This window comes from Arthrobacter sp. Leaf337 (assembly GCF_001423745.1).
Taxonomy (GTDB): domain Bacteria; phylum Actinomycetota; class Actinomycetes; order Actinomycetales; family Micrococcaceae; genus Arthrobacter.
This window is the reverse complement of the sequence record NZ_LMPC01000019.1, coordinates 23929-35726: the sequence shown is the minus strand read 5'-3', so window position 1 is coordinate 35726 and position 11798 is coordinate 23929. Positions and strand designations below refer to the sequence as shown.

The following is an 11798-nucleotide window of genomic DNA, read 5'->3' as shown; positions in this document are numbered from 1 at the left end:
GAACACCGCCGCAGCACGCATCGGACCCACCGTATGCGAACTCGACGGCCCAATCCCGATGGAAAAAAGATCAAAGACACCAACAGCCATGGCCGGGGTTCCTAACTAGGTCTAACAGTGGTCCGGCAGATGGTCCTGCCGGAAGGCCGCGCACCAACCGGTCGGCGGCGCGCTGCCGGATACACGACGACGGGCGGCAGCTTATGGCGGCCGCCCGGCGTCGTGATCTCTACTTCTGTAATACGGCCTCTAGGCGAGGTTCGCAACCGAGGGGTAGAGCGGGTGGGCGGCGGCGAGGGCCTCCACCCGTGAGCGCAGACCGGAAAGGTCCGCGCCGGCGTCGGCGATGAGGGCCTCCGCGATGATGTCCGCCACCTCGGCGAATGCTGCTTCGCCGAAGCCACGGGTCGCGAGGGCCGGGGTGCCGATGCGCAGTCCCGAGGTGACCATCGGCGGCCTCGGATCGAACGGCACGGCGTTGCGGTTGACGGTGATGTCGATTTCCGCGAGGCGGTCCTCTGCCTGCTGGCCGTCGAGTTCGCAGTTGCGCAGGTCCACGAGGACCAGGTGCACGTCGGTGCCGCCGGAGATCACGTTTATCCCCTTGGTGGTGACGTCCGGCTGGACCAGGCGGTCAGCCAGGATCCGGGCACCGGCAAGGACGCGCTCCTGGCGTTCCTTGAACTCCGGGGACGCTGCGATCTTGAACGCCACGGCCTTGCCGGCAATGACGTGCTCCAGCGGGCCGCCCTGCTGGCCGGGGAACACTGCCGAGTTGATCTTCTTGGCGATGTCGGCGTCGTTGGAGAGGATGATGCCGCCGCGCGGACCGGCGAGGGTCTTGTGCGTGGTGGACGTGGTGACGTGGGCGTGCGGCACCGGGGAGGGGTGCAGCCCGGCGGCAACGAGCCCGGCGAAGTGCGCCATGTCCACCATCAGGTAGGCGCCCACGGAGTCGGCGATCCGGCGGAACTCGGCAAAGTCCAGCTGCCGGGCGTAGGCGGACCAGCCCGCGACGATCAGCTGCGGCTTGTGCTCCTGCGCCAGGCGCTCCACCTCGGCCATGTCGATCCGGTGGTCCTCTTCGCGGACCTGGTACGGGATGACGTTGTACAGGCGGCCGGAGAAGTTGATCCGCATGCCGTGGGTCAGGTGCCCGCCATGTGCCAGGTTCAGGCCCATGATGGTGTCGCCCGGCTTGATCAGCGCATGCATCACCGAGGCGTTGGCCTGCGCACCGGAGTGCGGCTGCACGTTCGCGTACTCGGCACCGAACAGGGCCTTCACCCGGTCGATGGCCAGCTGCTCGACGACGTCAACGTGCTCGCAGCCGCCGTAGTAGCGCTTGCCCGGGTAGCCCTCGGCGTACTTGTTGGTGAGCACGGAGCCCTGCGCCTGCATGACGGCCTTGGCGGTGTGGTTCTCCGAGGCGATCATTTCCAGGCCGGTACGCTGGCGGCTCAGCTCGTCGTCGATCTTCGCCGCGATCTCCGGGTCCAGCGAGGACAGGTCCGCGTCCAGGGACGGGGAGACTACCTGCTCGAATGCGACAGTGCCTGCGCCCGCGGTTGCGCCGCTCACAGTTCGCCGCCGTTCTTGGCAGCGTATTCCTCTGCGGAAAGCAGCGGACCGTCGGAGTCGGCGGCGACCTTGAAGAGCCAGCCGGCACCGTACGGGTCGCTGTTGATCAGCGCGGGGTCGTCGACGACGGCGGAGTTGGTTTCCGTGACCTCGCCGGTGACCGGGGAGTACAGGTCCGAGACGGACTTGGTGGACTCGACCTCGCCGCAGGTCTCCCCTGCGGTCACGGTGGAGCCGACCTCGGGCAGGTCTACGTACACGATGTCGCCGAGGGCGTCCGTGGCCACGGCGGAAATGCCGATGGACACAAGGTTGCCGGCCTCGCGGGCAACCCACTCGTGCTCGTCGGAGTACTGCAGTTCAGCGGCTACTTTTGCCATGGTGTTCCTTAATCTCGTTACTTTTTGTGGTCTGGTGGGGAGGCGGGTGACCGAATTCCTCCGCGTGCTGCCGGGTCTCGACAAGCTCAACCCCCAATGATCGAGCTTGCCGCCTGGGGGCACGACGGTTGCCGGCCCCCTTCGGGGCTGGCATCCGGAAGCGTGCGTCTAAGGGAGCGTCACGTCCGCCCAGCGGGCGTCTACGCGACCGAGCACGCGGAGGATGTCAGCCCCGACGGGGCCAAACAGAGCCGGGAGGACCCCGACGGAGCCAGCCTATGGGCTACTTTTGGCGCTTGTAGAAAGGCAGTGCGACGACTTCGAAAGGCTCTGCCTTGCCGCGGAGGTCGATGTCCAGGGCGGTGCCCACCTCGGAGTGCTCGACGTCGACATAGGCAAGCGCTACAGGGTAACCAAGGGTGGGGCTCGGCTGGCCGGAGGTCACTTCGCCAACCACGTTGCCGTCCTTGAGGACCGGGTAGTGGCCGCGGCCGGCACGCCGTCCAAGACCCTTAAGGCCCACGAGCTTGCGCCCGCTCGTGGAACCGGCACCGCCGGCCTTGAGTGCTTCCAGTGCCGCACGGCCCACGAAGTCGCTTTCCTTGGCGAGCGAAACAACCGGGCCGAGGCCAGCTGCGTACGGGTTGCCTTCGCGGGAGAGCTCGTTGCCGTAGAGCGGCATGCCGGCCTCCAGGCGCAGCGAGTCGCGGCATGCCAGTCCGGCGGGAACCAGCTCGCCTTCCTCGGCGACGGCTTCGATGGCCTGCCACAGGGCTGCTGCGTCGTCGTTGTCCACGAAGATCTCGAAGCCGTCTTCACCGGTGTACCCGGTGCGCGCCAGCAGGAGGTCCTTGCTGCTGCCGGCCACCAGGAAGGGAACTTCCACGGCGGCGTAGTACTTCAGGCCGGTGACCAGGTCGTGCTGTGCCGCCGGGACCAGGCGGAGCAGGATGGCTTCGGCCTTGGGCCCCTGGACGGCGATCAGCGAGGTCGCCGCGGAGGCGTCCTGGACGACGACGTCGAAGTTCGCTGCCCGTTCGGCAAGTGCTGCGGCAACCACCACGGCGTTGCCGGCGTTGGGCACTACCAGGAACTTGTCCGTGCTGTTTCCTGTGGCATCCGCAACTGCAGGACGCCGGTACGTGATCAGGTCGTCGATGATGCCGCCGTCCTCCTGGCAGATCAGCGAGTACTTGGCCTTGCCCACGGACATGGCGGAGATCTTTCCGACCAGGGCGTAGTCCAGGAACGCTGCGGCGTCCGGGCCGGTCACCCAGACTTCGCCCATGTGGGAGAGGTCGAACAGGCCGGCGGCGTTGCGGACGGCGTGGTGCTCGGCCAGTTCGGAGGAGTACTTCAGGGGCATCTGCCAGCCACCGAAATCGGTGAAGGACGCGCCCAGTTTCTTGTGCTCCTCGTAGAGCGCGGTGTAATTCTCAGTCATCGGGGGAATCCTTAGTTTTCGAAGTCTTCGATGGGAGGGCAGGAGCAGATCAGGTTACGGTCACCGGCGGCGCCGTCGATCCGGCCTACCGGCGGGAAGTACTTGTCCTGCTTGAGGTGGTGGACCGGGAAGGCGGCCTGCTCGCGCGGGTACTCGCGGTTCCAGTCGGAGGAGACGACGGCGGCCGCGGTGTGCGGTGCGTTGCGCAGCGGGGAGTTCTCCACGGTGAAGTCTCCGTTGGCCACCTGGTCGATTTCCTGGCGGATGGTGATCATCGCGTCGATGAAGCGGTCGATCTCCACCAGGTCCTCGGACTCGGTGGGCTCCACCATGAGCGTGCCGGCAACCGGGAACGCCAGTGTGGGGGCGTGGAAGCCGAAGTCGATGAGGCGCTTGGCCACGTCTTCCGCGGTGACGCCGGTCTTGGCCGTCAGGGCGCGCAGGTCCAGGATGCACTCGTGCGCCACGAGTCCGCCTTCGCCGGTGTACAGCACCGGGAAGAACTCGTTCAGGCGGGAGGCGATGTAGTTCGCCGCCAGCAGCGCGGACTTGGTGGCCTCGGTCAGGCCGGAGCCACCCATGAGCTTCACGTAGGCCCAGGAAATGGGCAACACACCGGCAGAGCCGAAGCGCGAAGCGGAGATCGCAACTCCGTGGCCGGCTTCGTGTGCGGCCTTGTTGGCATCGCCCGGCATGAACGGCGCCAGGTGTGCCTTGGCTGCCACCGGGCCGACGCCGGGGCCGCCGCCGCCGTGCGGGATGCAGAAGGTCTTGTGCAGGTTCAGGTGGGACACGTCGCCGCCGAACTTGCCAGGCTGGGCCAGGCCCACCAGCGCGTTCAGGTTGGCGCCGTCAACGTAGACCTGGCCGCCGGCCGCGTGCACCGAGTCGCAGATTTCGCGCACGTCGGCGTCGTATACGCCGTGGGTGGACGGGTAGGTGATCATGATCGCGGACAGGACGTCCTTGTGGGTTTCGATCTTCGCCTGGAAGTCGGCGTGGTCGATCGTGCCGTCTGCAGCGGTGGCCACGACAACAACCTTCATGCCGGCTAGGACGGCCGACGCGGCGTTGGTGCCGTGCGCCGACGCCGGGATCAGGCAGACGTTGCGCTGGTCATCGCCCCGTGACAGGTGGTAACCGCGGATCGCGAGCAGGCCCGCGAGTTCGCCCTGCGAGCCGGCGTTCGGCTGAATGGAGACCTGGTCGTAGCCGGTGATCTCGGCGAGGTCCGCTTCCAGGCCCTCGATCAGTTCACGCCAGCCCTCGGTCTGGGAATCCGGGGCGAACGGGTGGATGGAGGCGAACTCCGGCCAGGAAATGGCTTCCATCTCGGCGGTGGCGTTCAGCTTCATGGTGCAGGAACCCAGCGGGATCATGGTGCGGTCCAGTGCGAGGTCGCGGTCCGAAAGCTTGCGGATGTAGCGCAGCAGCTGGGTTTCGGAGCGGTGGGTGTTGAAGACCGGGTGCTGCAGGTAGTCCGAGGAACGTTCGACGGCGGCCTCGAGGGCGAAGCCTGCGTCGGCGTCGGTGCCGGCAACCTCGGCGCCGAAGACGGCGGCAACAGCGGCGACGATTTCCGGCGTCGTGGTTTCGTCAGTAGAGATGCCCACCGTGTCGGCGTCGATGCCGCGCAGGTTGATGCCCTTGGCCTCCGCCGCGGCAACGATTTCAACGGCCTTGCCCGGAACGCGGACGGTGACGGTGTCGAAGAAGCTGCCGTGCAGCACCTCGAGGCCGGCACCCTGCAGGGACGCTGCCAGGGTGCGGGCGCTGTTGTGGACTGCCTCGGCGATGGCTTTCAGGCCGTCGGGGCCGTGGTAGACGGCGTACATCGAGGAGACGATGGCCAGCAGTGCCTGCGCGGTGCAGATATTGGACGTGGCCTTTTCGCGGCGGATGTGCTGCTCGCGGGTCTGCAGGGCCAGGCGGTATGCCGGGGTGCCGGCGTTGTCCTTGGACACGCCCACCAGGCGGCCGGGCATGGAGCGTTCGAGGCCCTTTTGGACCGCCATGTAGGCAGCGTGCGGGCCACCAAAGAACAGCGGGACGCCGAGTCGCTGCGTGGAGCCGACGGCGATGTCCGCGCCCTGCTCGCCCGGAGGCGTGATCAGCGTCAGCGAGAGCAGGTCGGCCGCAACGGTGACCAGGGCGCCGCGTTGCTTGGCGGCTGCGATGACGGCGGAGTGGTCGAACACCCGGCCGGAAACGCCCGGCTGCTGCAGCACGATGCCGTTGATATCGCCGTCGGGCAGGCCCTGGGACAGGTCCGCAACCTCAACCTCGAAGCCGAGTGCCTCGGCGCGGCCCTTGACGATGGCGATGGTCTGGGGCAGGACATCGGCGTCGAGGACGGTCTTGCCGTCGTGGGCGGTCTTGTTCTTGTTGGCGCGGCGCATCATCAGCACGGCTTCGGCAACAGCGGTGGCTTCGTCCAGCAGGGAGGCGTTCGCGATGGGCAGTCCCACGAGGTCCTGAACCATGGTCTGGAAGTTCAGGAGCGCCTCGAGGCGGCCCTGGGAGATTTCCGGCTGGTACGGGGTGTAGGCGGTGTACCAGGCCGGGGATTCCAGCACGTTGCGGCGGATCACCGGCGGGGTCACGGTGTCGTAGTAGCCCTGGCCGATCATCTGCACGGCCGTCTTGTTCTTGGCAGCCAGCTTGCGCAGCTCGCCGAGGACTTCAACCTCACTGAGGGCGTCCTGAAGGCGGAGGGCGACGTCCTGGCGGATGTCGTTGGGAACCGCGGTGTCTACCAGTGAGTCGACGGTGTCGTAGCCGACAGACTTGAGCATGGTGTCGATGTCGGCCTGGCGGCGGGCGCCAATGTGCCGATCGACGAAGGTGGTGGAGGCTGAACTAACCGTCACGAAGGAACTCCATTACTAATGGCGGCGCAGGGTACGCCGCAGTGGTCCGGGTTCCTCCCCGCTCTGTATTGGACCTGAGAGTTTCCGCGTTGCCGTACTTTCGCACAGCTCCGCTTGCACCGTCGGTGAGCAGGGCGTGTCCGGCGTTGTTGCTCCAACTGGGTTGGGTCACAAACGGACAGCCTGCTGCTTTCCAGAGTTGCCTTGCCGCGGCGGTACATGGGCCTGAGAGATTCCTGGGGAGGATTTGCTCCTACGGCGCCTGCTTGTACCTACTTGCAGAACTCTCCCGCCGCAGATCAAAGGCATATTTAGTTAGCGGTGACAACAGTCACAGCTGCAATTGTCCTACGTGCAAGTCCAGTCTGCAAACTCCGCCACCCAGCCCGACGCCGCGTTACGGCTCCGGTTGCGACTCTGCCGGGCGGCGGACCGCGGATCCCGTTGCAGTCAGCCCCGGAGCCGCTCGACGGCGGCCAGCAGGCTGTCGACGTCGCCGCTCATTTCGGGCGGGGCGGCACCGGGACCGCTGGCCAGCATGGCGTTGAAATAGAGGCCGTCACCCATGTACAGCACGGCCTTGGCCATGGCCGGGCCGACGTCCCCGGCCAGCAGCTCCAGCCAGCTCCCCTGGACAGCCGCAAAACGGTGCAGCGTTTCCTTGTGCGCCACTTCGGCGAGCCGCGTGGCAGCCACAAAGACCCGGTCCAGCGGAGTATCAGCCCAGAGCGAGGACCTGATGAAGTAGACCGCCGCTCCCTCCGGAGCCTTCGCCATGGCGCCCAAATCCAGTGCAACCAGCACGTCCATGCGCTCAAGCAGGGCCGAAATCATGGCCTCCTTGTTCGGGAAGTGGTACAGCAGTCCCCCCTTGGAAACGCCGGCCCGCCTGGCGACGGCATCCAGCGTGGCGGCACGCTCGCCCACCTCGATCAGGAGGGATTCAAAGGCGTCGAGCACGGCTTCGCGTGCGACGGGTTTTCTGGCCATGGTTCCTATCATGCCCGGTGGCCCGGGCTCATTTCTTAACTGTACCGTCCAGACGGTACAGTTATTGCCATGGGAAACTCACCTTCAACCTCGACGCCGGCAACCCGGCACCTTACAGCGCGTCCGGCCCGGCCCCCTGCCGCTGCCGGCAGCCGGACACCCGCCCCGAAGCCGGGGCGCGACTGGCTGGCCCTGGCGCTACTGATGTTCCCGGTATTGCTGGTGGCAGTGGACAACACTGCGCTGACCTTCGCGTTGCCCGCCATCGCCCGCAGCCTCGAGCCCACCGGCGTTCAGCTGCTGTGGATTGTTGATGCCTACCCGCTAGTCCTGGCCGGCCTCCTGGTTGCCATGGGGAGTTTCGGTGACAGGATCGGCCGCCGCCGGCTCCTGCTGATCGGCAGCACCGGCTTTGCCGCGGTGTCCGCTGCCACTGCGTTCGCCCCCAGCGCGGAATGGTTGATCGCCGGCCGCGCGGCCCTGGGATTTTTCGGGGCGATGCTTATGCCTTCCACCTTGTCCCTGATCCGCAACATCTTTCCGGACGCCAACCGGCGCCGGCTGGCGATCGCCATCTGGGCGGCAGGGTTCTCCGGCGGCGCCGCGCTGGGACCGATCTTCGGCGGCTGGCTCGTGGAGCACTACTGGTGGGGAGCGATCCTGCTGGTGGCAGTGCCCATCATGCTGCCTATCCTCGCACTCGGCCCTGTCCTCATTCCCGAGTCCAGGGATCCCCGGCCCGGAACGGTGGATGGTGCCAGCATCGCCCTCTCGCTGCTGACGATGGTTCCGCTGGTCTACGGCATCAAGTCATTGGCTACGGAAGGTTTCGGCCCCGCGTCAGCCGCGGCCATCGGCTTCGGACTCCTGATTGGCTGCGCCTTCGTCCGGCGCCAAAAGACGTTGCCCAGCCCGCTGCTGGACATGAGCCTCTTCGGGAACAGGATTTTCAGCACGGCCATCACCGCCAACGTCCTGGCCCTATTTTCGTTCAACGGCTTCATCCTGTTCCTGGCCCAGCACCTCCAGCTCCTGGAGGGCCAGCGGCCTACGGAGGCCGGAATCGCCATGATCCCGGCCCTGGTTGCCACCGTGGCTGCCGGCCTGCTGGTGGTGCCGCTGGTGCGGAAAGTCCGGCCCGGCTTCGTGGTGGCCGGCGGCCTTTGCCTGAGCGCCACCGGCTACTTCATGGTGGCGTTCGGCGACCACTCAGGCGGTCCGGCCCTCCTGCTGGGCGCCCTCCTGGTCCTGGCCCTGGGCGTGGGGGCAGCCGAAACGATCTCCAACGACATGATCCTGGGGTCCGTACCACCGGAGAAATCAGGGGCGGCTGCCGCTATCTCAGAGACCGGCTACGAGATTGGCTCACTGCTTGGCACGGCCGTACTCGGCTCGATCCTGACCGCGTCGTACCAGCGGAACCTGGTCCTGCCGGAGGGGCTCGCAGCGTCCGGCCCGGGAGGTGCAGCAGAGGGGATCACCCATGCCCGGGAGACCCTCGCCGGGTCCATGGAGCTCGCGCAGTCGCTCCCCGGACCGCTGGCGGACGCCCTGACGTCCGCCGCCCGGATTGCGTTTGAGTCGGGAGTCCACGTGACGGCGTCTATCGGGCTGGTGCTGATGGCGGGGGCGGCAGTCCTGGTCGCCGTCGTACTCCGCGGAGTGCCGAAAGCGGCGTAGCCCGGCCCGCCGCCGCGTGCAGGCGGCACCACTCCGCGGCAGCAGAAAGCCCGGCGTCGGAGATCATCCGGCGCCGGGCTTTCTGGTGACTAGGAGTGTGGCTTACTTGCTGTCTGGAGTGGTCACGCTGGCCGAGGCCTTCATGTTCTCCGCGCCCACCATCCAGGCGTACTGCTCGAGCTTCGAAATGAACTCATGAAGCAGGTCAGCCGTGGTGGGATCTTCCTCGTCAACTTCATCGTGGACCTTGCGCATGGTGCCCACAGCCGCTTCGAGGGCCGCGACGATGCGGTCGACGGCGTCCTTGGTGTTGATGAGCCCCTGCGGGAACTGCGCCAGGCTGGTGGTTTCCGCAACGGTGGCGCTGCGGCCGTCCGGCAGGGCGTGGAGCGCACGCATGCGCTCCGCCATGTCGTCGGCGAAGTTCCGGGCAGCGTCGATAATTTCATCCAGTTGCAGGTGGAGGTCGCGGAAGTTGGTTCCCACAATGTTCCAGTGGGCCTGCTTGCCCTGGATGTGCAGTTCAATCAGGTCCGCGAGCACAGCCTGCAGATTGTTGGTCAGCGTCGGTGATGCCTTCATTGATCCTCCTGGTTTCAGCGGTTTCTCGGGTAGTTCGAAACTATCCCAGCCGCCACAACGGCGCCACCGATTCTCTCCCCGGGCTTAACAAAATGATGATTGTTCATTTTTTCCTTGCCATGCGGCGGCGTGGCGTGGATACTAAATGAACGTCATTCATTTAGTGACCGCCGTCTCACTGGAGTATTCGCCATGATTGAAATTACCTGCCTTGAACCACCCGCTTCCCTGGCCCGGACGCAGCCTTCCGCCCGCCCCGCACTGCGGGTCGGCGTGGTCCAGCACCGCTGGCACGCCGACCCTGCGCGGCTTCGCGCAGAACTGGACGAGGGCATCGGGCGCGCGGCCCGGCTGGGGGCCACGGTTGTCTTCCTGCCGGAACTGACGCTCTCCCGTTACCCGGCGGATACGCTCCCGGAAAACGACACGTCACGCTCCTGGGCCGCGCGTCCCCGCCCGTCGGACCTCGCTGAGGACCTGCTGACCGGGCCCACGTTCCGCTTCGCCGCCGACGCCGCACGCCGCCACGGCATCTCCGTCCATGCGTCGCTGTACCAGCGCGCGGACAATCCTGAGGGCACCGACGATGGCCTCGGCTTGAACACTGCGATCCTGGTGTCTCCCGAAGGCGAACTGCTGTCCCGCACGCACAAACTGCACATCCCCGTAACAGCCGGCTACTACGAGGACAAATTCTTCCGTCAGGGCCCGGCGTCCACGGATGCCTACGAGGTCCACTCCCCCGCCGAACTCGGCGGCGCCAGGCTGGGGATGCCCACCTGCTGGGACGAATGGTTCCCGGAACTCGCCCGGCTGTACGCCCTGGGCGGAGCGGAACTCCTGGTCTACCCCACGGCCATCGGCTCAGAACCGGACCACCCGGACTTCGACACCCAGCCGCTCTGGCAGCAGGTCATTGTGGGGAACGGCATCGCCAACGGCCTGTTCATGGTGGCCCCCAACCGCTGGGGAAACGAAGGCACGTTGAACTTTTACGGTTCCTCGTTCATCTCGGACCCCTACGGCCGGATCCTCGCCCAGGCGCCCCGCGACGAATCCGCTGTCCTCGTCGCCGACCTGGACCTGGACCAGCGCAGGGACTGGCTGACGCTGTTCCCGTTCCTGGCCACCCGCCGCCCGGACACCTATGCACGGCTCACCGAACCCGTCCGGGGTGACCAGCCGCTCGGCGGTCCGGCCCCCGTCTACCTGGAGGTGACCGCGTGAGCAGCTGGCGCATGCCCGCCGAGACGGCCCCGCAGGAACGCATCTGGATGGCCTTCCCAACGGGCGGCTACACCCTTGGCGACACCGCGGAAGAGGCGCACGCCGCCCGGACCGTCTGGGCGGCGGTCGCCAATGCCGCCGTCGAATTTGAACCGGTCACCGTGGTGGTGGCGCCCGACGACGTCGGGATCGCCGCCCGCTACCTGGACCCCGCCGTCGAGGTGCTCACCGCAGACCTCAATGATGCGTGGATGCGGGACATCGGCCCCACCTTCGTCCTCGACGACGACGGTCGCCTCGGCGGCGTCGACTGGGTCTTCAACGGCTGGGGCGGGCAAGACTGGGCCCGCTGGGACAAGGACTCGCTGATCGGCGCGGAGGTGGCCGGCCGCTCCGGAGCGCGCCACATTGCCTCCGGTCTCGTCAATGAAGGCGGCGGAATTCACGTGGACGGCGAGGGGACAGTGCTGCTGACCGAAACCGTGCAGCTGGATCCGGGCCGCAACCCGGGTCTCACCAACGCCGAGGTTGAAGCAGAACTCGCCCGGACCATCGGGGCCACCCACGCCGTCTGGCTGCCGCGCGGCCTGACCAGGGACTCGGAGCGGTTCGGCACCCGCGGCCATGTGGACATCGTGGCCGCCATCCCCTCCCCCGGCACTCTGCTGGTCCATTCCCAGCAGGACCCGGAGCATCCGGACTTCGAGGTCAGCCGCGAAATCATCAGTTTCCTGTCCACCACCCGGGACGCCGCAGGCCGCGAGTGGAACATCATCGAGGTCCCCGCTCCGGCCACCCTCAGGGACCACGAAGGTTTCGTGGACTACAGCTACATCAACCACCTGGTGGTCAACGGCGGCGTGATTGCCTGCACGTTCGCCGACCCCAACGACGAAAAGGCACTTCGGATCCTTGCCGATGCCTACCCCGGCCGCCGGATCGTGGGCATCGACGCCCGCGAACTGTTCGCCAGGGGCGGAGGCATCCACTGCATCACCCAGCAGCAGCCTGCTGCTTCCTCTAAAGTATTGACTTCGTGAAAGG

The 11798-nt window shown here is 66.8% G+C and carries 10 protein-coding genes and 1 riboswitch; of the genes, 3 read left to right on the top strand and 7 right to left on the bottom strand.

The genetic code is table 11. The annotated features are described in order from the left end of the window. From ASF98_RS23765 to ASF98_RS14375, 6 genes are all read right to left on the bottom strand, one after another. On the bottom strand, positions 1–90 hold a 90-nt coding region (locus ASF98_RS23765; protein ID WP_156372417.1), incomplete at its 3' end, for a serine dehydratase beta chain. Positions 91–249: 159 nt separating this feature from the next. Further along, positions 250–1581 (bottom strand): serine hydroxymethyltransferase, encoded by a 1332-nt coding sequence (gene glyA, locus ASF98_RS14395; protein ID WP_055802949.1) that lies wholly within the window; start codon positions 1579–1581, stop codon positions 250–252. Continuing rightward, positions 1578–1961, bottom strand: a complete 384-nt coding sequence (gene gcvH / locus ASF98_RS14390) for a glycine cleavage system protein GcvH (RefSeq protein ID WP_028271334.1) — start codon at positions 1959–1961, stop codon at positions 1578–1580. Before gcvH ends, glyA begins: the two co-directional genes overlap by 4 nt. A gap of 283 nt (positions 1962–2244) precedes the next feature. Beyond that, entirely contained in the window at positions 2245–3405 is a 1161-nt protein-coding gene (gene gcvT / locus ASF98_RS14385) for a glycine cleavage system aminomethyltransferase GcvT (protein WP_055802947.1), read from the bottom strand. A gap of 11 nt (positions 3406–3416) precedes the next feature. Beyond that, on the bottom strand, positions 3417–6275 hold the full coding sequence (gene gcvP / locus ASF98_RS14380) for an aminomethyl-transferring glycine dehydrogenase (RefSeq protein ID WP_055802945.1): 2859 nt from the start codon (positions 6273–6275) through the stop codon (positions 3417–3419). 203 nt (positions 6276–6478) lie between these two features. Continuing rightward, a riboswitch (glycine riboswitch) is annotated at positions 6479–6577 on the bottom strand. A gap of 148 nt (positions 6578–6725) precedes the next feature. Beyond that, entirely contained in the window at positions 6726–7265 is a 540-nt protein-coding gene (locus ASF98_RS14375; protein WP_055802942.1) for a TetR/AcrR family transcriptional regulator, read from the bottom strand. Between the two features lie 69 nt (positions 7266–7334). Between ASF98_RS14375 and ASF98_RS14370 the strand changes: the two genes are divergently transcribed. Continuing rightward, positions 7335–8945 (top strand): MFS transporter, encoded by a 1611-nt coding sequence (locus tag ASF98_RS14370; RefSeq protein ID WP_055802941.1) that lies wholly within the window; start codon positions 7335–7337, stop codon positions 8943–8945. A 102-nt stretch (positions 8946–9047) separates the two neighbouring features. Here ASF98_RS14370 and ASF98_RS14365 read toward each other — a convergent pair whose 3' ends face one another. Then, entirely contained in the window at positions 9048–9527 is a 480-nt protein-coding gene (locus ASF98_RS14365) for a Dps family protein (RefSeq protein WP_055802939.1), read from the bottom strand. A gap of 192 nt (positions 9528–9719) precedes the next feature. Here ASF98_RS14365 and ASF98_RS14360 point away from each other — a divergent pair, with 192 nt between their 5' ends. Continuing rightward, complete coding sequence (locus ASF98_RS14360; RefSeq protein WP_055802937.1) at positions 9720–10754, top strand: nitrilase-related carbon-nitrogen hydrolase; 1035 nt, start codon at positions 9720–9722, stop codon at positions 10752–10754. Continuing rightward, entirely contained in the window at positions 10751–11794 is a 1044-nt protein-coding gene (locus ASF98_RS14355) for an agmatine deiminase family protein (RefSeq protein WP_055802934.1), read from the top strand. Before ASF98_RS14360 ends, ASF98_RS14355 begins: the two co-directional genes overlap by 4 nt. Positions 11795–11798 lie beyond the last annotated feature (4 nt).